The organism is Sphaerochaeta halotolerans (assembly GCF_003429665.1).
Lineage (GTDB): Bacteria > Spirochaetota > Spirochaetia > Sphaerochaetales > Sphaerochaetaceae > Sphaerochaeta > Sphaerochaeta halotolerans.
Genome location: NZ_QUWK01000002.1, coordinates 234148 through 258102, shown reverse-complemented (window position 1 = coordinate 258102; position 23955 = coordinate 234148). Strand labels below are relative to the sequence as shown.

At 48.0% G+C, this 23955-nt stretch carries 21 protein-coding genes and 1 tRNA gene; 7 read left to right on the top strand and 15 right to left on the bottom strand.

Going from position 1 to position 23955, the window contains the following annotated elements; genetic code table 11:
• Window positions 1-53: 53 nt before the first annotated feature.
• The 5 genes from DYP60_RS02745 to DYP60_RS02725 all read right to left on the bottom strand — a co-directional run bounded on the left by DYP60_RS02745 (window position 54) and on the right by DYP60_RS02725 (window position 4708).
• Window positions 54-812 (bottom strand): ABC transporter ATP-binding protein, encoded by a 759-nt coding sequence (locus DYP60_RS02745; RefSeq protein ID WP_117329338.1) that lies wholly within the window; start codon window positions 810-812, stop codon window positions 54-56.
• Window positions 809-1588 (bottom strand): ABC transporter ATP-binding protein, encoded by a 780-nt coding sequence (locus tag DYP60_RS02740; RefSeq protein ID WP_117329337.1) that lies wholly within the window; start codon window positions 1586-1588, stop codon window positions 809-811. Before DYP60_RS02740 ends, DYP60_RS02745 begins: the two co-directional genes overlap by 4 nt.
• Entirely contained in the window at window positions 1585-2502 is a 918-nt protein-coding gene (locus DYP60_RS02735) for a branched-chain amino acid ABC transporter permease (RefSeq protein WP_117329336.1), read from the bottom strand. The genes DYP60_RS02740 and DYP60_RS02735 overlap by 4 nt, the downstream gene beginning before the upstream one ends.
• Window position 2503: 1 nt before the next feature.
• Window positions 2504-3421 (bottom strand): branched-chain amino acid ABC transporter permease, encoded by a 918-nt coding sequence (locus DYP60_RS02730; protein WP_117329335.1) that lies wholly within the window; start codon window positions 3419-3421, stop codon window positions 2504-2506.
• Between the two features lie 114 nt (window positions 3422-3535).
• The gene (locus DYP60_RS02725) at window positions 3536-4708 is read right to left on the bottom strand and encodes an ABC transporter substrate-binding protein (RefSeq protein WP_117329334.1); all 1173 of its coding nucleotides are present in this window, start codon (window positions 4706-4708) and stop codon (window positions 3536-3538) included.
• A gap of 202 nt (window positions 4709-4910) precedes the next feature.
• Here DYP60_RS02725 and mscL point away from each other — a divergent pair, with 202 nt between their 5' ends.
• Window positions 4911-5342: a large-conductance mechanosensitive channel protein MscL gene (gene mscL, locus DYP60_RS02720; protein ID WP_117329333.1), complete on the top strand. Its 432-nt coding sequence runs from the start codon at window positions 4911-4913 to the stop codon at window positions 5340-5342.
• Window positions 5343-5398: 56 nt separating this feature from the next.
• Window positions 5399-5472, top strand: a tRNA-Arg gene (locus DYP60_RS02715).
• Window positions 5473-5511: 39 nt separating this feature from the next.
• Here DYP60_RS02715 and DYP60_RS02710 read toward each other — a convergent pair.
• From DYP60_RS02710 to DYP60_RS14110, 3 genes are all read right to left on the bottom strand, one after another.
• Window positions 5512-6624, bottom strand: a complete 1113-nt coding sequence (locus DYP60_RS02710) for a PIN domain-containing protein (protein WP_117329332.1) — start codon at window positions 6622-6624, stop codon at window positions 5512-5514.
• 12 nt (window positions 6625-6636) lie between these two features.
• The gene (topA, locus tag DYP60_RS02705) at window positions 6637-9174 is read right to left on the bottom strand and encodes a type I DNA topoisomerase (RefSeq protein ID WP_117329331.1); all 2538 of its coding nucleotides are present in this window, start codon (window positions 9172-9174) and stop codon (window positions 6637-6639) included.
• Window positions 9175-9260: 86 nt separating this feature from the next.
• Window positions 9261-9431, bottom strand: coding sequence for a hypothetical protein (locus DYP60_RS14110; RefSeq protein WP_165849474.1), 171 nt, complete (start codon window positions 9429-9431; stop codon window positions 9261-9263).
• 333 nt (window positions 9432-9764) lie between these two features.
• Between DYP60_RS14110 and DYP60_RS02695 the strand changes: the two genes are divergently transcribed.
• Together DYP60_RS02695 and DYP60_RS02690 are read left to right on the top strand one after the other, a co-directional pair.
• Window positions 9765-11396 (top strand): B12-binding domain-containing radical SAM protein, encoded by a 1632-nt coding sequence (locus tag DYP60_RS02695; protein WP_117329329.1) that lies wholly within the window; start codon window positions 9765-9767, stop codon window positions 11394-11396.
• A gap of 61 nt (window positions 11397-11457) precedes the next feature.
• A complete protein-coding gene (locus DYP60_RS02690; protein ID WP_117329328.1) occupies window positions 11458-12177 on the top strand; it encodes a hypothetical protein in 720 nt (239 codons plus the stop codon).
• Between the two features lie 3 nt (window positions 12178-12180).
• Here the strand turns inward: DYP60_RS02690 and ychF are convergent, their stop codons facing one another.
• Window positions 12181-13287 carry a redox-regulated ATPase YchF gene (gene ychF, locus DYP60_RS02685; protein ID WP_117329327.1) on the bottom strand — a complete coding sequence of 369 codons (1107 nt, stop codon included), beginning with the start codon at window positions 13285-13287 and terminating at the stop codon, window positions 12181-12183.
• 90 nt (window positions 13288-13377) lie between these two features.
• On the opposite strand from ychF, the gene hflX reads away from it, so the two are divergent.
• Complete coding sequence (hflX, locus tag DYP60_RS02680; RefSeq protein WP_117329326.1) at window positions 13378-14688, top strand: GTPase HflX; 1311 nt, start codon at window positions 13378-13380, stop codon at window positions 14686-14688.
• A gap of 55 nt (window positions 14689-14743) precedes the next feature.
• On the opposite strand, the gene DYP60_RS02675 is transcribed toward hflX, so the two are convergent.
• Window positions 14744-15217, bottom strand: coding sequence for a hypothetical protein (locus tag DYP60_RS02675; protein ID WP_117329325.1), 474 nt, complete (start codon window positions 15215-15217; stop codon window positions 14744-14746).
• Between the two features lie 180 nt (window positions 15218-15397).
• Here DYP60_RS02675 and DYP60_RS02670 point away from each other — a divergent pair, with 180 nt between their 5' ends.
• Both DYP60_RS02670 and rlmN read left to right on the top strand, forming a co-directional pair.
• Window positions 15398-16993 (top strand): OPT/YSL family transporter, encoded by a 1596-nt coding sequence (locus tag DYP60_RS02670; protein WP_117329324.1) that lies wholly within the window; start codon window positions 15398-15400, stop codon window positions 16991-16993.
• Between the two features lie 13 nt (window positions 16994-17006).
• Entirely contained in the window at window positions 17007-18089 is a 1083-nt protein-coding gene (gene rlmN, locus DYP60_RS02665) for a dual-specificity RNA methyltransferase RlmN (protein ID WP_117329323.1), read from the top strand.
• 67 nt (window positions 18090-18156) lie between these two features.
• On the opposite strand, the gene DYP60_RS02660 is transcribed toward rlmN, so the two are convergent.
• The 5 genes from DYP60_RS02660 to DYP60_RS02640 form a co-directional block, all read right to left on the bottom strand.
• Window positions 18157-19950, bottom strand: a complete 1794-nt coding sequence (locus tag DYP60_RS02660) for an alanine--tRNA ligase (RefSeq protein ID WP_117329322.1) — start codon at window positions 19948-19950, stop codon at window positions 18157-18159.
• Window positions 19951-20540: 590 nt separating this feature from the next.
• Window positions 20541-21491, bottom strand: coding sequence for a DNA-processing protein DprA (locus DYP60_RS02655; protein WP_117329321.1), 951 nt, complete (start codon window positions 21489-21491; stop codon window positions 20541-20543).
• 91 nt (window positions 21492-21582) lie between these two features.
• On the bottom strand, window positions 21583-22137 hold the full coding sequence (locus DYP60_RS02650; RefSeq protein ID WP_117329320.1) for a phosphatase PAP2 family protein: 555 nt from the start codon (window positions 22135-22137) through the stop codon (window positions 21583-21585).
• A complete protein-coding gene (locus DYP60_RS02645; RefSeq protein ID WP_165849473.1) occupies window positions 22121-23164 on the bottom strand; it encodes a glycosyltransferase in 1044 nt (347 codons plus the stop codon). The genes DYP60_RS02650 and DYP60_RS02645 overlap by 17 nt, the downstream gene beginning before the upstream one ends.
• Before the next feature lie 2 nt (window positions 23165-23166).
• The gene (locus tag DYP60_RS02640; protein ID WP_117329318.1) at window positions 23167-23955 is read right to left on the bottom strand and encodes a DUF6675 family protein; all 789 of its coding nucleotides are present in this window, start codon (window positions 23953-23955) and stop codon (window positions 23167-23169) included.

Sequence of the window (23955 nt, the reverse complement as noted above, 5' to 3'; positions counted from 1 at the left end):
ATCTCCTACCATCTAAGCACACTATAATTCATGCCATCGTGAATTTCCAGTAATTATTCGCCCAGATAGGCTTCCCTTACCCGTTCATTTTCCAAAAGTGTGGAGGATGCATCACTCAATACAATCCTACCATTCTCCATGACATACCCTTCAGAGGAAGCCCTCAGTGCCATACGGGCGTTCTGTTCTACGAGAAAAACCGTTACCTTGTCCTGTTGGTTGATCAAGGCAATCTTCTCGAAGATGTCTGCAATCACCAAGGGGGCAAGACCGAGTCCTGGTTCATCAAGCAGAATCAGGCGGGGGCCACTCATCAATGCCCTGGCGATAGCCATCATCTGCTGTTCGCCTCCACTGAGGGAACGAGTTTTCTGTCTTCTTCTCGCCCCGAGGATTGGGAAGAAGTCATACATGGATTCCTTTCGCTCTGCAATCAGGGCATCATCGCGTACAAGAAAGGCTCCCATATCGAGGTTTTCTTCCACAGTCATATCGGCAAATACACGTCGGCCTTCAGGAACCAAGCTGATTCCCTTTGCTGCAATCAAGTCAGTTGTGAGTATCTTTGAACGCTTGCCTTGTTTGGCTCCAGCGTTCTTTGCCCTGCAAATTTCCTCTCCATCAAAGGTGATGGAGCCGGAATCCAAGGGTTCTTGTCCCATGATGGATTTGAGAAGTGTACTCTTTCCGCTTCCATTCGCTCCAATGAGACAGACAACATCTCCTTCATTGACATGCATACTGACTTGTTTCAGTGCCTTGATGTTCCCATAGGAAACAGATATGTCATCTATCGTGAGCAATTCTTTCATGCTTCATCCTTACCGAGATACGCCTCGATGACACTCGGGTTTTTCTTAATCTCATGGGGAGTCCCCTGGGCAAGTTTCTGCCCATAGTTAAGGACAGTGATGGTATCACAAATATTCATCACCAGTTTCATATCATGCTCGATCAAAACAACCGTAACCCCCAAATCCCTGATCTTTCTGATGGTAGCCATCAGATGATCAGTCTCCTGGGGGTTCATACCAGCTGCAGGTTCATCCAAGAAAAGCAACTTTGGATCAGTAGCAAGCGCCCGAGCTATTTCAAGCTCACGCTGTTTGCCATAAGGAAGATTTTTTGCAAGCTCATTCTTGGAAGCTTCCATATCAAAGAAATCGAGCCAGTCCAATGCTTTCTCATAGATTTCCTCTTCCTCTTCCTTAAGCTTCACATAGCTCTTCACGGCGTTGAGGAAGCGTCCCTTGGTTTCACTTTTCCCTGTCTTGAAATGCCTGCCGATCATGACATTTTCAACGACTGTGAGTTCCTTGAAGAGCCGGATGTTCTGGAAGGTACGGGCAATACCCATTCTACAGATCTTATGAGCTGGATACCCGGTAATCTCTTTATTGTTGAACCAAACCTTTCCAGATGAGGGGGTATCAAGACCTGTCATAGTATTGAACAAGGTGGTTTTACCAGCCCCATTGGGGCCGATGAGTCCAGTGATCAAACCACTTTCCACCTCGAAGTCAACCTTGTTGACTGCAACAACACCTCCGTAGGCTCTGGTGAGGGCCTCTGTCTCCAACAAAATCATTGTTCACCTCCCGTGGGGGTTACTGCTCGTTTGCGGTAACGTGTTGCCTCTCTTCCAAGGATTCCCTGTGGTCTCCAGATCATCATGACAACCAAGATTAAACCGAAAAGGATCTGCTTGAACTGAGGAGGAATGACACTGGACAAACCCGTAAGCTGAGGAAAATAACTGATGAACTGAATGATGAACGCACCCAGGATTGAAGCTTTGAAGTTACCCATTCCACCGAGGACTACCATACAGAGCACCATGACTGAGACCATGAATGTATAGGTTCCTGGTGTGACTGATAAGGTAAAGGTGGCTTGCAAGGAGCCTGCGATTCCAGCTACTGAAGCGCCAAGGATAAACGCATAGACCTTATACTTTGTGATATTGATACCCATGGATTGGGCGGCAATTTCATCTTCCCTTACTGCAGCTAGAGCCCGACCCATTCTTGAACGAGCCAGTCGTTGGAAAAGAATGTAGGCAATAATTACGAACACTATCACCATTACGAGGAAAGCATATTTCTTGTACGGGTTGATGGTGAATCCCAAAATGACAGGCATGGGGATTCTCTGGATACCCATCGGGCCATTGGTCAGTGAGTCCCAGTTGTTCAAGACGTTTCGTACAATTTCACCAAAGCCCAGTGTTGCGATGGCCAGGTAGTCACCCTTGAGGCGTAGGGTCGGCAAACCGATAAGCAGACCGAACAGGGCACTTACCAAAAAAGCAACCGGAAGTGTTGCCCAGAAGGACCATCCTGCCTGTGTGGTGAGGATTGCCGTTACATAGGAACCAATAGCAAAAAAACCTGCCTGAGTGAGGCTGAGCATCCCACCGTATCCTGTGATGATATTCTGTCCCATAGCCATCAGCGCATAAATTCCTGAATAGATAAGTATCAACAGAAAAAAGTTAAGCATATTACACTTTCTCCTTTTCGACCTTGCCGAACAGGCCTTCCGGCTTGATCAAGAGAATGAGAATCAGTACTCCAAAGGCAATAGTGTCCTTGAGTCCGGTAGGAATACCGAAAATGGCAACTCCAAAGGTCTCCAGCAATCCGAGAAGGATTCCTCCAAACATGGCTCCACTGATATTCCCTATTCCTCCAACGACAGCAGCAACAAAAGCCTTAAGCCCTGTCATGGTACCCATCGTAGCGTAAACCTTGAAATCCAAGGCTATCAAAATACCACCAACGGCTGCCAACGCACTGCCAATGGCGAAGGTCATACTGATGACTCGGTTGACGTTGATTCCCATCAACATAGCTGTTCCTTGATCCAAGCTGGTTGCACGCATTGCCTTTCCCATCCTGGTCTTATCAACGAAAAGCTTGAGGATGATCATCATTATCAATGAGACACTCAAGATGAGAATTTGGTGTGGCGTGATAACCACCTCCCCTATGTGCACCGGTGTATTGTCAAAAGGATAGTTGAATTTTCTGGAGTGTGTACCAAAGGCCCACGCAGCACTATTGGAGAGAATGAACGAGACGCCAATTGCGCTCAGCAACGGGGCAAGCCTGTTAGCTCCTCGAAGCGGTTTATATGCGACGCGCTCTATGGTCATACCTAGTACGGCACTGAACCCCATACTGATAAGCATGGCTAGGAAGAATGCAATAAGGGTCCATGTACCAAGCGGGGCATCCCCCCTCAGCCCATCAAACACAAACAGACCTACATATGCCCCAGCCATTAATATATCACCATGGGCGAAGTTGATAAATTTCAGAATGCCGTACACCATGGTGTACCCAAGGGCTATCAGGGCATAGATGCCACCCAAGGTTAGGCCATTCATCAAATGTTGAAAGAATTCGGCAATTCCCACGATGCGCTCTCCTTCATATGAAAAACTAGTTGCTACGATACCATAAAAAGACCGGTGTAAACAACACCGGTCTTCCTCCCATCTCCCGAGTAAGACCGGGAAGTAACAGAGACCTTAGTCTACCTTGGTAAGAACTCCGTCAACAACGGTATAGGAACCGAGGTATTCAGGAGTAGTGCCATTGACCTTGTAGAGTCCCTGGTATGCAATCAAGTCACCATTCTCGGCAAAGTTAATGGTACCTGCAACACCGGGATAATCCTTGGTGGCTGCAACTGCATCACGGATTGCAGCACGGTTAAACTTGCCGGTCTCCCTATACACCTTGTCCATTGCCTGAAGAAGAATGTTTGCTCCATCATAAGCATTGGTAGCAAAGCTGTCAGGCCCTACCCCAAACTTGGCTTCATACTGTGCAACAAAATCGCTGTAGGCAGGGCTTTCCTTAACCTTTGCAGGTCCAACATAGATGACACCATCAGTGAAATCACCAGCAAGGTCGTAGATCTCTGGGTTGGAGAAACCATCACAGGAGAGGAACGGGATATCCATACCAAGCTGAGTTGCCTGCTCGAGAATCTGAGCCATTTCAGCGGTATAGTTGGGGATGTAAATTGCTTCTGGATTGGCTGAGCGGATCTTGGTGAGCTGGGTCTTGAAATCCTTATCACCAACCTGGAAGGATTCGGCAATGGTTACCTTTCCACCAGCTGCTTCGAATGCAGCGGTCATACCTTCGTACAAGCCCTGGCTGTAGTCATTCTTGGCATAGAGAACACCAATGTTGCGATAACCGAGTTCACTGTAGAAATAGTTACCGGCAACCTCGCCCTGCAGACCATCGGACACTACAGTACGGAAGACATAATCCCCAATACTGGTTATGTCAGCATGAGTAGCAGAGGGACTGATCATGACAATGCCTTCACTCTGGACACGTTCGCCAACTGCAAAGCTAGTACCGGTGAGAACAGGACCGATCATGCCAACAATCTGGTCAGCAGAGCTGAGCTTCTCGATAGCAGAAAGACCTTTCTCAACATTACCCTCAGAGTCCTCGGAAACGAGAACTACTGGAACTTTTCCACCAAAACCACCCTTAGCGTTGAACTGTTCAACAGCCATGATTACAGAGTTGTTGCTCCGCACACCATAGTTGGCATAGTCCCCGGTCATGGGACCCATGAAACCAATTTTAGGACTGGCTGATTCTCCACCGCCCTGTGCAAACAAGGGGGAAGCCAGCAGAGCCACCAGGATAAAACAGACAAACATGCTTTTTTTCATATTAGTACCTCCATATACTGATCGAATAATCTGAAACCTTTTCGTTTCTAAACATTGGTTAAGTTTATACATTAACTAGTATATTTATGCAACATTCAACCACAACAATTTGTAAATTTTCCATAAATTACTGAAACGAAACTTGTAGGGAATTCCCCTGTTTTATTCTATACTTTAGGAAAGTATGCCGTAGGAGGTATGTATGGCAGGAAAACAGGGGATGAATGCTGAGTTCAAGAAATTCATTTCAAGGGGAAATGTAATTGATATGGCTGTCGGTATCATTGTTGGCACCGCATTCAAAGAAATTGTCAATTCACTTGTGAAAGAAATTCTTATGCCCTTGATCGGGCTGTTCCTGGGTGGGGTGAGTTTCGTTGACCTCAAAATAGTGATTGCTGAGGCTACGGAGCAAACCAGTGAGGTTGCCATCATGTACGGAAACTTCATCCAGAAGATCATCGATTTCCTCATCATTGCATTCGTAGTATTCATGATGGTTAGGACAATTAACAGAATCCGTGAAAGGATTGAGGCAAAGAAGCGAGCAGAAGCAGAGGAAGCGCCTCCTGCACCTACTCCGAAAGATATCATATTGCTTACTGAGATCAGGGACCTGTTGCAGCAACAATAACTTTCACCCGCCCCTTGCATCCACCCCTGCATTTGGGGTAGTATCGGCTGTGTGCTGCCCTCGTAGCTCAGCTGGATAGAGCACTTCCCTCCTAAGGAAGGGGTCGTGCGTTCGAATCGCGCCGGGGGTAAGAAAGGCTGTTGGAATTCCCAACAGCCTTTTGTCATCTTTACAGAACCAGTAAGAGAATCAATAGGATTAGCAAAAGGGCCAGCAATACAATTAGGGAAATATGGAAAACCTTGCCACGTTTTGTGCGCAGACGATTTTCCACGGTGTCCCGGGAACGCTCATATTCCAGGCGCGCCTCTTCTGCTTCCATTCGCTTCTGCCGTTCCTCTTCAGCCTGTAATTCAGCCTCTCGCTGCTTCTTGTTCACTGCTTCCTGTTTTGCTTCCTGTTCCTTCAGATTCAGGTAACAACGGCCACAGAGGACCATCCCTTCACAGTCATGCAGGTCATCGTAGTAACTTTCATTACATTCAGGGCAGATATAGCAACGTTTTAGTTTACCTTCCTCAACAAGCTTACACACCACCATGCGATGGGTGGTGTCTGTTTCCTCGCTTTTTCGTGAAAAAAGGCGGCGAAACCAAGGAAGCTCCTCTTGTTCTGCTTCTTTCTTCTCCAATTCCGCCGAGAGACGGACAATCCGTTCACTCAGACCACGGTCCTGGGTGATCAGGAGAAGATTACGTTTACTGCCGATTTGTGTGAACAATTGCACAAGGTGATCATCGGCAATCCCTTGGCTGCCGGTGTCTCCGATACGGACCAATCCACGCTTTGCCAGAAAGCGAATCAAATCAGGACGGATTGTGGAACGAATTCGCACCTCCTTGTCCTTCTCTTGATTGTCTTTTAGCCCATGTAATTCCTCAAGGGTTTTTTCGAGGATGATGAGTTTTTTCTTGCGCCGCTTAAGAATGCTTTCCGCATTCGTGACAAAATGCAAGAACCAGTCTTTTTGAATGATGGGAGCAGTGTCAATATAAATTTCATCAAATGAGCGTAACTGCTCATCGAGTTCCGCTATATAAGCCTCATCAGGATTTAGGAATCGACTCCTGTCGCCAATTTTGCTAGCAATCACTTCCCTGTACAGCTCAAGCTCCCCGACAGGGTTCTGTGCCTCCAGATTGATACCAACACTCCTGAGAATACTCGACACCTTCTCCTTGTTTAGTTTGAATTCAGAGGAGAGTATATCCACTGTATTTTCACTGGTGATGGTTTCCACATTTTGCTTTTTAGGAGGAGTCCTCCGTAAAAAATTTGCCATTGTTACCTGTCATTATTCCTTCGCACGTTTTGCGCGGATGATCGCTACTGCCTCATCTATCGTCAAAGCACCGGCTTTCTCTTCATCCTTCTTGTACTCATTGGGTAGGGCAATATTCTGATTGCCGACACGAAGGTAGAAGCCGTAGCGTCCAGTGGCAAGCGCCACTGTCTCTTTTTCGAATTGGCCAAGTTCCTTGATTACGGAAGCCTTGGCACTCCCCCTTCCTGCTTTTCCCCCACTACCCTTCTCAGGCTCCTTGCTGAGCAATTCAAGGGCCTCTTCAAGAGTTATAGAAAAGAGCTGTTGGTCTTTATCCAACCGATTGAGTTTTCTTGTCTTCTTATTGCAGGAGATGTAAGGACCATACTTTCCTTTTTGAGCAAGCACTTCATTTCCCTGCTCATCTTTACCCAGTACACGGGGAAGTGCAAGATATCTGCTTGCAATCTCCAGATCTTCGCTCTTACCCGCATCTTGGACCCATTTAGGGATGGAAGCGCGTACTGCACTCTTTCCGTCCCCCTCCTGCCAGTAGGGTCCAAACCTTCCATTCATCACTTTCACCGGCTCACCATGAACCGGACCTTTGCCGATTTCAACCGGCACATGCACCTTTTTACCCTCAGCGATAAGAGTCTTCACATCCTCATCGGTGGTAGTGCCTGGCAACCACGTGTTGGGAAGCGAAATAAACTGCCCTTCACCATCCACCACATACGGACCGTATGGACCAATCATCACTGGGTTCTCCTCACTAATCTGGGGGAGACGCAAAGTCTTTGTGACTACCTTGTTGTCCAGAGCAAGCTGAAGCTTGTTCTGGTTCTCCAGTCCCTCTTCTCCAAGGTAAAACGCATTAAGAAAGACCTTCTTGTCCAGTTTCCCGGCTGCAATCTTGTCGAGGTTGTCTTCCATCTTCGAGGTAAAGTCGTAGTCGATGAACTGCGGGAAATTGCTTTCCAGGAACTGGCAGACCGCAAATCCCATGAATGTCGGAACCAAGGCTGGACCATCCTTGATTACATACTTTCTGTCCAGTAGTGTTTTGATAATGGAAGCATAGGTCGATGGCCTACCGATGCCCCGCTTCTCCAACTCCTGCACAAGGGATGCTTCAGTGTAACGGGCAGGACTCTTAGTTTGGTGTGCTACCTCCTCAAGCTGCTGTAAGGCACACTCCTCTCCAGCCTTCATTGCTGGCAAGAGGGTCTCCTTATCATCCAATGCTGCATCGGGGTCATCCGAACCTTCAACATAAGCACGTATAAAACCGGGAAATACAATCTGTGTTCCTGATGCTACGAAGGTTCCATTCCCAGCCTTAATGGTCACGGTCGTGGTTGCCTTCTTAGCATCGGCCATCTGGCTTGCTAGGGTTCGCTTCCAGATCAACTCATATAGAGCAAAATCCTTCCCACTGAGAGAGGTCTCACTGGGAACAGCAAACCGTTCCCCTGCCGGCCTGATCGCCTCATGGGCTTCCTGGGCTCCAACACTCTTTGCTGCGAAATATCTCGGAGAGGGGGAGAGGTACTCTTTTCCATAAAGCTGATTTACCAAATCACGTGCGGCATTCGTCCCTTCTTGGCTCAAAGAAGGACTATCGGTACGCATGTACGTGATGTACCCATTCTCATAGAGCCGCTGAGCAATACGCATCGTTTCAGATGCACTGATGTGCAGCTTCTTGATTGCATCCTGCTGCAAGGTACTGGTAGTAAAAGGAATCGAGGGGCGGGTTACAAACGGCTTTTTCTGGATATCTTCTACAATAAAGGTTTCAGAGGAAAGTTCCTTCACAATAGCCTTCGCCCGCTCTTCATCGAGCAGCAAGGTGTTTTCCTTTCCCTTGTATACACCGGTAGTAGAATCGAAGTCCTTTCCAGTTGCAATTGGCTGACCAGCATACGCAGTTATTTTTGCCTCGAAAGCCTGTTTGGAAACACTAAGGAGTTGTGCCTTTGCATCAAAGTACGTGCTCTGGGAAAAGGCAATCCTCAAGCGTTCACGGTCAACGGTCAGACGCAACCCAACAGACTGCACCCTTCCAGCTGAAAGTCGTTTGTTGGAAAGTTTTTTCCAGAGTGTAGGGCTGAGGGTATAGCCGTAGAGACGATCGACAACACGTCTACTTTCCTGCGCCTGAACTAGGTTTTCATCCAAATCCCGCCCATGGTCAAGCGCATCGGTTATTGCCTTCTTTGTTATCTCATGGAATACCATCCTCTGATGGGGTACCTTTGGCTTGAGTACTTCAAGCAAATGCCAGGAAATACTTTCTCCCTCGCGGTCCTCATCAGTTGCCAACAAAAGACGGTCGACGGTCTTCAGGGAACTCTTGAGCTCCTTGATCAAAGACTGTTTACCTGCCACTATCTGATACTCACAGGCGAAGCCTTTCTCGACATCAATTGCCATCCTATCCTCGGGAAGATCGCGAATATGCCCTTTGCTGGCAACAACTTTGCAGTTCGAGGGAAGGAATTTCGAGATGGTTCTGGCCTTGGTTGGCGACTCGACAATTATCAGTGTGTTGGCATTATCCATGCAATATACTCCTAAAGACCGATGGTCTTAAGTTAACACATATACTGCCGGCTTCAGCTTTTGTCAACGCTTAATGAAAAAACTTCCTATTCAAGAATGGTGTATCTGAAGACTCCAGCATCCCCTGGATCGGGGTTTTCAAACAACTCCCAGGAAGCAATTCCTGAGTCTTCTGTCTCAAAATGAAGCTGTTGCTCCCCTCTGCTTGAAAGGAGAAACCGGTACGTCGAAATGGCAGAAAATCGCATTATCCCCATTTTGGTCTCCACCTCAACCATACTATGGTGATTTGTATAGTCAACACGTGTAACACTCCAACTTCTTGGTGTTGAAAATTTCAATCAACAGACAATCGTATGAGGGGTTTCTCCTACTGCAATTTCCCGGGCTCCTGCTTTCTTACAACCACGAGAACCTCGTATTTTCAGTATAACGTGTAAGGGGACGATTATTCGAGGCCAGCACTGCTCTCGTCTCCTGTATTTGTTCCGTTGGCTCCTAGGAATACCGGGCACAACCGTCTCATACCTAATACTATACATCTACCACACCAGCTTGCAAGAGGAGATGGCAATCGCTACTATCATCACATGAATATCTCTTTGGTTTCCTGTTGTCTTGAAGAAGGCAACCTCAGCTATCCACTGGGTGCAATCTGCATCCAGAGTGCACTCGCCGCAGCAAAAATAAACGCGGAACACCTACCTTTTACGTTGGCTGATGACCCGTTCCATGCTGCAACCAAATTAGCAAACATGAAGCCACAGGTGGTTGGTCTCTCCGTCTATCTCTGGAACAGAGCCTGGATGGACCGCTTCACGCTGGCACTACGAGCAAAGATTGATGATTTGGTCATTTTTGCAGGCGGCCCTGAAGCTAGCGCTAATCCGTTGAGCTTCGACCTTTCCATCCTGGACTTCCTCATACTCGGGGAAGGAGAAGAAGTGGTAGTACAGGCAATCTCAGCCATCCGCGCGGGGAAGAAACCCCAGGGGAAGGGAATCGTAACAACCCTGGATGAACTCTCTTGGGCTCCTTCTCCAGAGCTTTCCGGGCTTCCTTCTCCCCTTTTGAACCATCATGCAGATCGTTTTCTAAAACAGGGCGCAAGCGTGCTGTGGGAAATGACCCGAGGTTGCCCGTTTCATTGCTCCTTCTGTTTTGAATCCCGAGGCCAGCGTTCTGTCCGGCATTTCCCCCTTGCACAGCTTGAAGCCGAACTGGAATTGCTCATCACCAAACAGGTTGGAGAGGTGTATATCCTCGACCCCACCTTCAACATGGACAAGCAGCGAACGCTCACAATTCTTGGCATGCTTGCTGAACGTCAGAGCGATATTCATTTCGTGTTTGAAATCAGGGCAGAACTATTGGACAGCGAACTGGCAGATGCGTTTGCACAGATCAACTGTGCCTTGCAGATCGGCCTGCAGAGTAGCGACCAAGCAGTGCTGAAAACCGCCAACCGAAGGTTTGACAGCAAGCTCTTCGCAAAGAAGATCTCCCTCCTCAATGCCCGGGGAATCCCTTTTGGTTTGGATCTCATCATTGGGCTCCCCAACGACACCCTTTCAGCCTTCATGAAGAGTGTTGACTATGCTGTCTCATTGAAGCCAAGCAACCTCGATGTATTTCCCCTCTCTTTGCTTCCAGGGACTCTGGTAGCAGAACAAGCAAATGATTTTTCCATTACCCACCTAAGAGAAGCTCCCTATACCATTATCGAGTCTCCCAGTTTTCCCAAGAAAGCGTTACAACAGGCTCAGGTGCTGAAGGAAGCCCTCGACCTATTCTTTACCAAGGGACAGGCAGGCATGTGGCTGCAGAAACTCAGCGAAGTGGTCTCCTTGAGACCATCGGCAATCCTCCTCTCTTTTTCTTCGTTCCTGGAGGCATATCTGAAGAGAAGTGGGGGCAAAGCAGAGGATCTGGACATCTATTTACTTCAGGAAACATTCGTGCGTAGCCTCATGACAAAACTAGGTTTTACACAGTATGAGGCCGCCATGCTCTCCTTTATTGAGCTACATCAGGGAATTGCGTTTTTCCATGAATACGAAGAGAGCCCGGTACTCCAACTCTCCTACTCATTGGATGCACTCTCCGATTTTGAACATCTCTCGGGCGATGCCTTCTTGAAGCGCTACCCAAAAAAGACACAAGAGGTTCTGGGAATCACAAGAGATGCGGACGGAAGCTTGCTTTTTGTACCCCTCGAATAGAACTTACGCTTGAGAAGCGTACAGAAATCCCGTACAGTAAACCAAAAGGAATGAATAACCGGTGAAGAGAAGAAAACAAATAACCAGACTATTGATTGCAGTACTTGCCTCTCTGGTACTTGTGAGCGGTTGCACCATAACTGAAAATATATCCTTCAAGCAAACAGGATACCATTACTCTGATTTTGATTTTACTGTTGAGGACTTTTTTATTGCAGTCCTGGAGGATTTCAGTGAATTCGATCCCGAAAATGAGGACATCCCCCTCATGGACAAGGCAATTGGGGATTTTGAAAAAGCTTTGCAGTATAGTCCTACAACTAGAAATGTTGGATTGAAAAAACTTGATGAGCACTCCTATGAGGGTGTTTTTGAGTTCAGCAACTTACAACGCTTGATTACTGATTTGGGAGCAGGCGAGAATCAGAGTCTTTTGGATATAGGCGAACACTCCATGACATTCTTCCTCTCCATGGACAACTACGACCAGCTGGTTCCGGTCATTCCATTCCTGGCTGACGAAAACTTTGAAGCATTCGGTCCCGTGTACAACCAGGGACTCAGTGAGGCAGACTATCTTGAGATGATCAGTTTCATGCTTGGAGAAGAAGGCCCTCCAGCTATTGAACGCTCTGTGATTACCCTGAGGGTGAATACCCCAAAGGAAATCACATCGTTCAGCAATGGAAAGAAAGTAGCACAGCGCGTCTATGAATTCAGCTTTCCACTCATTGACTTCCTCTTGCTTGCTGAACCCATTACGTTCACAGTACGTTGGTAGTGCTTAAACGTTGAACTTGAAGTGCATGATGTCCCCATCCTGCACCAGGTACTCTTTGCCTTCCATCCTCAACTTTCCTGCTACCTTGACCTTTTGTTCACTCCCATAGGTGAAGAGGTCTTCACAGTTGTATACCTCAGCCTTGATGAATCCCCGTTCAAAATCTGAGTGGATTACTCCAGCTGCCTGTGGTGCCTTGAATCCGGCACGGAAGGTCCATGCCCTATCTTCATCAGATCCTGCAGTAAAGAAGGTACGCAAGCCAAGGATATGATACGCACTCCTGATCAGCTGGTTCAGACCAGACTCCTGGAGCCCAACAGCCTCGAGAAACTCTTGCTTCTCCTCTTCTGTTTCCAAAACGGCAATCTCAGACTCAATCTTTCCGCAAATAACGACTACTTCTGACCCTTCTTCCTCAGCAACCTGTCTCACCTGCTTCACAAATGCATTTTCTTCTACTATGCCTTCCTCATCAACGTTGCAGACATAGATGACCGGTTTGAGCGTAATCAAGTGGAGGTCTGAGACCAATGCAAGTTCATCTTCATCAAGCTGTAGGCTACGGGCGCTCTTTCCCTGTTCAAGGCAATCCTTGAGGCGTGAGAGTACAGGAAGGGATTTTTCCATCTCTTTCTGTGCTTCTTTGCTCAATCGATTCAGCTTAGATTGTTTTGCCCATCGGTTTGTTACAGTATCGAGGTCGGCCAGAGCCAACTCAATGTTGATAGTCTCAATATCCCCTAGAGGATCTATCTTGTTGTTGACGTGGACAATATCACTGTTTTCGAAACACCGAACAACGTGGGCGATTACCCCTACTTCCCTGATTGATGCTAGAAACCGGTTCCCCAGTCCTTCACCCTTGCTCGCACCAGCGACCAATCCCGCAATATCGACAAATTCGAAGGTAGCGGGAATGACCCGCTCAGGTGGGATCAAAGCCACAATCTTGTCCAGCCGTTTGTCAGGGACGGAAACAATGCCCACATTGGGATCAATGGTACAGAAAGGATAGTTTGCTACTTCGGCGGGAGCTGCCGTAAGTGCTGAGAATATTGTAGATTTTCCTACGTTGGGAAGTCCAACTATGCCGCAATTAACACCCATGATTTACCTCATTATTGGCTCAGGCGGAGCCAGCTAGAGCAGTGTATCACATATTGACTTGCTCGTTAACCAGCCCTATAGTCAACACCAATGGGTAGTACACAAACAGAAGACACGGAAAAGCTTGTTTCCGGCCTTGACATACAAGAAGAACGACAGAGAGCACTGCTTCTGATCCTCGTCAGGAGTGAAGACACACCGCAAACCACTGGGAACCGTGCACAAGAACTCGAAGCCCTGGTTGATACCATGGGCCCTATTGCTGTGCATACTGAGCATATACCACTGAGGAAGGTTCACAGTGCGACCATGATCGGTAGCGGGAAGGTTGAACAGCTCAAGGCATTGATTGAAGCGAAAGAACCCGACTTGATCGTGTTCGACTGCCCAATCAGTCCTCGTGTGCAGCGTAATCTGGAGACCATGCTCTCCATCTGTGTGATAGACCGTGACGAAGTCATCCTCCAGATTTTTGCAGACCGTGCAGCAACCAAGGAAGCAGTACTGCAGGTTGAACTAGCCCGTCTGGAGTATTCGCTCCCCCGACTTACCAGAAGATGGACCAGTCTGGGGCGACAGCATGGTGGTGTGAAAGGAACCCGTGGAGAGGGAGAGAAACAGCTCGAGCTGGATAGGCGACAGATCCAGGAGAAAATAGTCAGCTTGAAAGCACAGTTGGAAAAGGTGGTGCAACAACGCAATACCCAACGTAATCAGAGAATGAATACCAACATTCCAACGGGTGCCATTGTGGGATACACCAACAGCGGGAAGTCCAGTCTGCTCAACGCCTTGACCAATGCAGGGGTTTTGGCAGAGAACAAGCTGTTTGCCACCCTAGACCCCACCACAAGAAAGGTGAATCTCCCAGGAGGTGAAGAAATCCTACTCTCCGATACTGTTGGATTTGTGAGTGACCTCCCCCACCATCTTGTCCAGGCATTCAAGAGCACCCTTGAGGAGGCCCGCTTTGCAGACTTCCTGATCATTGTCTGTGACGCATCCCACCCAAACATGCTCGCGAGTTATACCACCACTGTCGAGGTTCTTGAGGAACTGGGCTGCACCGAAAAACCAGCCATCGTGCTTGCTAACAAGATGGACATGGTTACTGACTCATTTGCTGTAAGCAGGCTCAAGTCACTCTATCCGGTTGTAATCGAAACCTCTATCAAGGAGGGGACCGGCATCGAAGCGTTGCTTGACCAGATTGCCAAGACCCTCGGAGAACTCTATCCTACAGCGACCTACTTCCTGCCCAATTCCCGCCATGATCTGGTTGCACACATCCATCGCCATGGTCAAGTTGAATTTATTGACTACCAAGGAGAGGGAATCCTGGTAAAGACGCGTATCCAGCCACGGTTCCAAGGCCCGCTCCGTGAATTCCGCAAGTCCTAAAAAAGTGCCACCCAAAAAAGGGTGACACCATGTCTCTGGTACTGACTGTTTGGAGTTAGAATCTCCAGAGAGCTCCAATGTATCCACCAAGGTAGGCCTCTACCTCCGGGAGAATCCTTATGCCAGGGGCAACACGCAGATAGAAATCAAGCGGGAAGTCCATGCTGTCCAAGTTATAGACAATGCCTACTGGAACGATAGCGGCCAAACCAAGTTCCTTGTCATCTTCAAAGGGAATACTCAAGGCAGCACCACCACCAACGGTTACGTCAAACTGAGCATTCTCAATATAGAATTCAGTTACTTTGTAGTTGGCAGCTGCATCAACGGAAAGATTATTCCCCCCAAGAAATCCAAAGCCAACATTACCGATGACATCAAAGTCATTCATCCGGTACTGCACACCAACACCACTGTTGGTTCCAAGGTTCAGTCCCACTGCAAGGTCAGTCTTCGAAGCTCTCTCTGCTGCAGTAGCAGGAAGCAGTACCATAGCCAGTAAAAGTACAGCAAGTAATACTTTCTTCATACGCACTCTCCTTCTGTAGGATGAACTCCTACTATAAATTTTGATATTCAAACTATACCATAAGCACAATTTCTTGAACAGGCAACCATATGGGGGTTGCAGGTGAAATGCAAAAAGATAAAACCACTGGTGTTTTTTCCCGAATCTGTTTACCATACATTTAGAGAGGAAGTGTAAAAAATGAATAGACAGCTTACCCTTCGTGGTGCCCTTATTGCTCTTGTTGGATTGCTGGTAATCACCACCAGTTCCATGTATGTTGCTCTTAGAATGGGAGCGCTACCCTGGCCGACCATCTTTGTAACGGTAGTCAGTTTGGCAGCATTGAAACGAGCCAAAGGCTCTACACTCCAGGAAATCAATGTTACCCATACCATCATGAGCTCAGGAGCCATGGTTGCCGGTGGATTGGCTTTCACCCTCCCCGGGCTCTGGATGATCGACCCGGATGCTAATTTTTCCACAGTCAGCTTAATAATCCTCGCTGTTGTAGGTGCTATTTTAGGAACACTGTTCTCTGCCCTGTACCGTAAGAAGCTCATCATTGATGAAGCTCTCCCCTATCCAATGGGCCTAGCAAGCTACAACACCTTGCAAGCAGGAAGCAAAGGAGGAGCTGGAGCAAAGACGCTCTTTGCATCCATGGGAGGCTCGGTACTCTTTACCGTCCTACGAGACGGGTTTGGAAAAATCCCAGCCTTGCTGACCCTATTCAAGGGTAGTGCATTGATCCCTGCCTTCTCCATCTGGGTCAGCCCCATGGCAATGGGAATTGGTGCTATCATCGGGCCATTGTTTGCATTGCTCTGGTTCGGCGGAGCTGTATTTGGCTACTACATCCTGACCCCGCTGGGTATCCAGAGCGGCTTGTTTGCCTCGATGGCAGAAGCTGATGTATTTCGCTCTAATCTTGGAATCGGGCTGATGATTGGAACAGGACTTGGAGTTTTCTTCAAGGCAGTGGGATCAAAACTGCTTGCCCAAAGAAAACTTGAAGACAAACCCAAGGCAACCTTCAACAGAACTACTTTGATTGTTGCCCTGGTACTGCTTTTCTCAGTACTCATGCTCTCATTAGGGACAGAACTCGGTCTTATCGAGGCACTTGTCTTGATAGCAGGCATCTATCTAGCTACCTACCTTTCAGGAATGCTGACTGGTCAGACCGGTATAAACCCGATGGAAATCTTCGGTATCCTGGTCCTGCTTGTCATTCAGTTGATCTCGAACCCTTCCCTCATCGCCTCCTTCAGCATTGCTGCGGTGGTTGCAGTTGCTTGTGGTTTGACCGGTGATGTCATGAACGATCTAAAAAGTGGATATCTCTTGAAGACCGATCCAAGGCAACAAATTCTTGGAGAGGGCATCGGAGGAGTCATTGGTGCAGTACTCTCCGTGTTTGTCCTGTTGATCATGAAAGCCTCGTTTGGAGGATTTGGAACTGCGGAATTGCCAGCACCACAAGCAGCAGCAGTTGCAGCCATGGTAGGGGGTCTTGGACATGTCCCCGCATTCCTCATCGGCCTTGGCATCGGCTTGGTACTCTACTTGGTGAACATACCCAGTGCAACCCTTGGACTCGGCGTATACCTGCCTATCTACATCAGTTCAGTAATGGGCTTAGGAGCTCTTATCTCCGGAGTTCTGAAAGCAATCTTCAAAAAACGCACTGAAACAGCAAAGTTGCAGGACAAGACTGGATTGGTTGCCAGTGGCTTACTTGGAGGGGAGGGAATCACTGGTGTCGCCATCGCTATCCTTTCCATGCTGAAGTAGGTATACTGGGAAAATGGAACAAAAAAATACTATACCACGCTCACTGTATGGGCTGGATGCAGAAACTATTGCTGAGATTCTATCACTGCCCAGGGCCTTCTATGGAAAACAGATTTATCAGTGGCTCGTCAAGGGAGTTACCGCTTTCGATGAGATGACCAACCTGCCCAAGGCTGAGCGACTACGTCTCAAGGAAGTGATGGACAGTGCTATCTCTTCAACTGTGGAAACCAGTGAGACCGATGAGAGCGGTGCGACAAAAATGGGCATCCGCCTTCATGACGGAAAGGTTGTCGAGTGTGTGCTGCTTATAGATAAACGAGGAAGACATACCGCATGTCTCTCCAGCCAAGTTGGCTGTGCGATGGGATGCACATTCTGTAGAACCGGCACCATGGGTTTGCTCAGGAACCTCAGTACAGGGGAGATCATTGAGCAATACATACACCTCCTTGCGGTAAGCGACCAACCCATTACCCATATCGTGTACATGGGGATGGGAGAGCCCTTGGCAAATATTGCTCCAGTGATTCAATCGATTCACTATTTCCATGAGAAAGAGAGCTTCAATATCAGCCTCAGAAGAATAACCATCTCCACCTGCGGGGTGGTCCCTGGTATTTTGAAATTGGCAGAGCAGAAGCTCCCAGTCAAACTTGCTGTCTCCTTGGTTAGTGCAGACAACCGACTCCGTTCACGGATCATGCCGGTAAATGAGAAGTGGGACATCATGGCACTGAAGAAAGCCTTGATGGTATACCAACATGTTGGTGGAAAACGATTCACAATCGAATACTGCTTGTTGCATGGTGTAAATACCAATGAGTTTAGCGCCAAGAAACTTGCTACCTATGTTGCGGGCATGAATGTAGTGGTAAATCTTATTCCATGGAATCCTGCCGAGGAGCTTCCCTATGAGACACCAACTGAGGAAGAGATTGATGCTTTCTGCCGTGAACTCGACCACTACCGGGTCAACTATACCCAACGTCGTTCGAGAGGTAGAGGGATAAACGGGGCGTGTGGACAGCTTGCAGTACCCATCAACAAAGGTCTCGACTATGAGTTGATGATTGATGATGAGGATGACGAGTAGCAAACCCGAACCTGGAAAGTAAGAAGCCCTGCAACCTGCAGGGCTTTTCCTTGAAGATAGACAGGGTTTACTCCAGAACGGCCTTGATCCTTCTTACTCCCGCCGAGGAGGATTGCTCCTTGAGAATCTTGAAGTGACCCATATCACCAGTATTCTCTACATGAGGACCTCCACAGACTTCCTTGGAAAAATCACCAATTGAGTAGACCTTAACCTGCTCACCATACTTGCTATCAAAGAATGCAATGGCACCTTGTGCTTTTGCTTCCTCAACAGTCATGGTCTCGCAGGTAACAGGCAGATTGCGCTTAATCTGTGCATTGACCATATCCTCGACCTGCTGGATCTCTTCCTTGCTCATAGCAGAGGGATGTGTGAAGTCAAAGCGAAGTCGCTCGGGGGTGATGTTCGACCCTTTTTGTCCGACATGCTCGCCAAGCACAGTTCTCAGAGCTTGATGCAACAAGTGGGTTGCAGTGTGTAATGCAGTCGTCTTTTCACTGTGGTCTGCTAGGCCTCCCTTGAACTGCTTGTCTGCTCCACTTCGGCTGATCTCCTGATGCTTCTCGAATGCAGCATTGAAGCCTGCCTCATCCACGGTGAAGCCATGTTCTGCTGCCAATTCCTTGGTGAGCTCAATGGGATACCCATAGGTATCGTAGAGCTTGAAAGCGGTTCTTCCGCTTATCTCCCGGTTCTTGCCCTTGAGTAGGTTTGGTAGCATTTTTTCAAACTCTCGCTCCCCCTTTGCCAAGGTTTCAGAGAACTTTGCCTCTTCCTGAGCCAGCTCTTTCAGAATAAAATCCTTATTCTCCAGAATCTCAGGATATGGCATCTTGTAGAGGTCAAGCACGATGAGTGCAAGGTTCCCAAGGAAAGAACCCTCGATGCCCAGCTTATGAGCATGCCGAACTGCTCGCCTGATCAGACGACGCAGGATATAGCCCTGCCCGACGTTGGAGGGAGCCACCCCTCTCTGGTCTCCAAGGATGAATACGCTGGTGCGAATATGGTCTGCCACGATACGCACTGAGGTATCTATCTCCTCATCGCTTCCATAGTGTTTTCCAGAGAGCTTCTCAATACCGGCAATAATGGGGATAAATACCTCTGTCTCATAGACCGATTTCTTTCCCTGCAGGATAGCGATGGTACGTTCAATTCCCATGCCGGTATCAACACACTTTCTCTCCATCTCACGATAGGTGCCGTCACTGTCCTTCTTATAGCCCATGAAGACATCGTTCCAGATTTCAAAGTACTTGCCGCAGGAACACCCAGGGCGGCAATCGGGGCCACAGGCAGGTCTTCCCGTGTCTATGAACATCTCACTGTCTGGACCACAGGGACCAGTTTCTCCGGCAGGCCCCCACCAGTTGTCCTCTCGTGTGAGAAAGTAGATTCGTTCTCGGGGGATGCCGTGCGCTTCCCATGCGGAAGCAGCCTCCTCATCACGAGGAACCTCATCATCTCCTGCAAAAACCGTTACTGATAGGAGGGAAGCATCAATACCAAGCACCTCAGTGAGGAACTCATAGCTGAATGCAATAGCCTCTTTCTTGAAGTAATCTCCGAGGGACCAGTTGCCCAGCATCTCGAAAAAGGTGAGATGGTGAGGGTCCCCTACCGCCTCAATATCTCCGGTTCTGATACACTTCTGGTAGTCAGTGAGGCGCGTGCCAGCAGGGTGTTCGCTACCCATGATATATGGTACCAATGGGTGCATACCGGCGGTGGTAAACAGGACCGTTGGGTCGTTCTCGGGAATCAAGGAAGCTCCACTGATCTGGACATGATTCTTGGATATAAAGAAATCAATGAATTTTTGCCGTAATTCGTTTGCGGTGAGCTGGTTTTTCATAATAGTTGATAGTAGTCTCCCCGACGTTTTCATGTCAAGGATGTTCAGTCCTCTGTATGCGTGTAGTGTGCGATGAAAGAAGGGGAATAGAGATTAATGCTACAAGCATGTAAACCTTCATGTTCTTTTTCTTTTGGCATTACTTGATACCCTAGACGCCGTAACTATACCAGAATACTATCCGTCATCTGTACAGTCAAAATCAAGATCTCCGCTAAAACGGTCTCTATGCTTAATGAGTCGAAGATTGGTGCCTCCAATGAAAGGTATCAATACCCCAGGGCAAGCGCACTATGTATGCTGATATACGAAGGTTGATACATCTTGTTTGCAAAATATAGTTGAGCATCGCTATCGCGAAGATATTCGGGAAATGTGTACACATTTTGTTTCTAACCAATGAGTTTATGTTCCTTCACCCATCGTCCAATAGTGTTTCTGCTTACAGAAAACCGTGAACCTGATGCTATTTGCTGAAGAGTGAAACAACCCATCGGGGAAAAAAGTTCCTTGAATTCCAAGTAGGAAGCACGTTCTTATATTTCCATAACGCACTAATTATAGTGCAGTATAGAAATACAACAAGATACCTATTCCTCTAAAGCGAACAGATCAAGCTGTACAGCCTTCTCCTTGGGTTTGCCAACGGTACGCTTGGTCTCCATTGCCTTCTTGAGGATACGGGGTATATCCTCACTCTTCCTGATTACGAACACACGGCTCTCGTTAGCAAACTTTCGTGGCCAGAAAACACTTCGGTTCTCAACACTGCTCTGATAGATGAAAAGATATTTCTTTTGCTCCAAAGCAAAGGAGGCTTGGCGGACTGCTCCTCCTCCGTCTCGGTCTTCCACTACTACAGAGGCAAGGCTTAATGCACTCATCAAGCGGTTACGAAGCAGAAAATGCCATTTCTGCGTAGTGGTTGAGGGAGCAAAACGACTGACCACTACTCCGCACTTGGCTATTTCAGCTTGCAAGTCTGTATGTTCCTTCGGATAGCATTGAGAGAGCGGAGTACCGATAACTGCCATGGTAGGTGCTCCAGCTGAGAGCGCTCCCTTGTGTGCCACCCCGTCTATGCCAAGAGCAAGACCACTGGTAACCACATAGCCAGCCTTTGCAAGCGCATTGGATGTCTGTAATGCGAGTTTCTTCCCCTCCAGGGATGGAGAGCGAGTACCGATGACTGAAACTGAGGGAGCCTTCAGCAGGGATACATTTCCTTGTACATAGAGAAAGCGCGGACGGTAGGCAAAATTATTCACTTGGGAGGGCCAAAAAGGGCTGTTCTCATCGAGAACCAATACATGCTCATTCATTTCCTCAAAGAATGGCCGACAGTGATAGTAGGCTTCGCTGATTCTGCTCTCGTCCATTTTCAGCAAGGCAGCATACTCCCCGATATGCAAGGGAAGTGAATCAGTCACATCAAATTGAGAGGAAGCCAATGAGAAGGCTTCCCCAGCTTTTGATTCTGCTCCACCAGAAGCGAGGACAAGTGTTTCATAATGCAGGGCTTTGCTGGCTGTTGCATCCATGATCTGACTCTACCACTGTTGCCCTGTTTGGGCAATCGAGCAAAGAATGGCATTGAAAGTTCCTTATGCAGGATACCTCAGGGGGGAATCTCTATCGGTTTTCCAGAGGCACCAACCTCAGAGCATGTATCGATGATTGTAGGTTGAACAGAGAGGGAACCAGAGCACCAAGGCTGAAACCAACCAGCATGCCGGCAAGTACATCAGTGGGATAATGCACATACAGGTACAAACGTGAGAATGCTATCAACATAGAGAGGAACAAAGACGGCCACCCCAGTCGGCTCTTCATACCCAACAAGGTACAAGATGCAGTAAAAGAAGCTGCGGTGTGCCCGGAAGGAAAGGAATAATCCAAAGGCTTGGGTATCAACAGAGGGACTGTTGGGTTTACCTCACATGGTCTTAAGCGTGCAACATAGTTTTTCAGCCATATATTGCTGACCAATACATCAAGCAACAGAGCAATCATGAGAGCAATGCCCGTCCTACGGGTTTTTGGGAGAATAGTCAAAATTAATGCAAGAATAATCCAGATTAGACCGTAGTCACCAAGATTGGTGACGGCAACCATCAGCCAATCAAGAAAGGGAGTGTGAATAGACTGCAGCGCATCCAAGATATTCAGTTCATAACTTACCAGCATGTTTTGCATCCTTCCCACCAAGGTCCATCGTCGTTCCAGACTGCCGATACACCTCCAGCATTCGGTCAGCGATGGCAGGAATGCTGCGTTCTTTGGCTACTGCCAGTCCCGCTTCAGTCAGATCGGGTAGCAACCCTTCGGCAAATTGGGAGATGAGTCGTTGTAAATCTTCCAGATTGCCCGCCTTGTAGACATTCTGCTTGTCAATCAACCAATCCTCATAGACCGGAATATCGCGGATAATGACGGGAACACCACTACTTAGGGCCTCGAGTACAACGATGCCTTCCGTTTCCTCATGACTGGGAAACACGAACAAGTCAGCACCACAGTATGCTTGAGAGAGGGAATCTTGGTCGATGTAGCCAGGGAACCGAACATTGTCGCTTTTCTCCTGTATTGCCTGCTTTACTCGTTTGGTCATCAACGAGGACGGAGTATGGCCGAACCACAGGAAGGTAACGGAAGGCATACGTTTGGCCAATGCAAGAAAATCCAGAATGCCTTTACGTTCGATGAAGAGGCCCACGCTGATCACCACCAATTCAGTCTCAGACAAACCGAAGCTCCTGCGAAATGCAGTACGCTTCTCCTTGCTCGGGAAAAACCGGGTGGTATCAACACCATTGGAAAGCACGAAGATAGGCTTGGTCACACCATAGGATTCCAAAAGCCTCTTTGCATATGAGGATGGGGTTACAACCACATCCCCTTGCTGGTACAAGAATCGTATCCATCGGCGGAACAACGGAGCCAAGGCATTGGAAAACAGAAATGAATGCTTGAAATCCTCCATGGTGGAATGGGCATACCGTACAACGAGCATCCCCTTCCTCTTGGCCTTTCTTACCGCCCAAACCGTGTCCGGAAAAACCGTATTCACATGGATGATTGTGGCATCAGATTCCCATTCACGGGTGGTGGCTATGCCCTTGGAAGAGAGCATCGCCTGTTGATGGAGCAGTGCCTGCCCCACTCCACTTTCTTTAACCAAGTTCCAAGACCCAGAATACAAAAGTACTTTCATGTTCATACCTGTGTTTTGAACCAGTCTTGGTAAGCAACGATTCGGTTCATCGATTCATCAGCCAGGTTGAAACTCCAGAAAAGAAACGACACCTTGGGCTCCGTCGTGGCAAGAGTCGTACAGGTATAGATAAGGATTCCGTCCTGGGTCTGGATTGTTGACAGATAGAGGGACATATCCTTCGGTTTTACAAACGAGATACCGAGAAATTTCAACGTGGTCAAGTTGGTGATGTCCACGAAGACCTCGTCTTCGGAAATCTGATAGGTATGTTGGTAGATGTTCTTGCCGAAAATCGAGTCTTCCTGGCAGACATAAACTGTATCGATGGAAGGCAGTGTTTGGACAACAGGATCAGACACCTTCGATTTTTTGTTCTCAGGGTCCTTGATCGTATAGGACTCGGAAAAAAGCACCTCCTTCTTGGCGTCCCCGTATTGAAGCCCTTCCAAGGTGGATACTTGGTGCAGCAAGTTGTAAAGTTCCAGCTTGCGTTGTTCTTCACTCTGGGTTGTCCAATCCTTTGGATAAGGGACCAATGCGAGGGATGCGACAGAAATTCCTTTCGCACGTTCTTCGGCTTCTTTGGTTTTTTCCTGGGCGATTGAACCTAAGGGGGCAAGCGATGCCACCGAATCTGTCCAAATGACAGATCGGGTGAGATACCGCCCATCCAATAGGGTTTCCCATTCAGTTTGAGAAAGGGAGAGACGATTCTGAGGCTTTGCCCACAAGCAAGAAGCAACAAGAAGAAACAACAATAACAAGACAGTACTGTATTTGCGATTCAT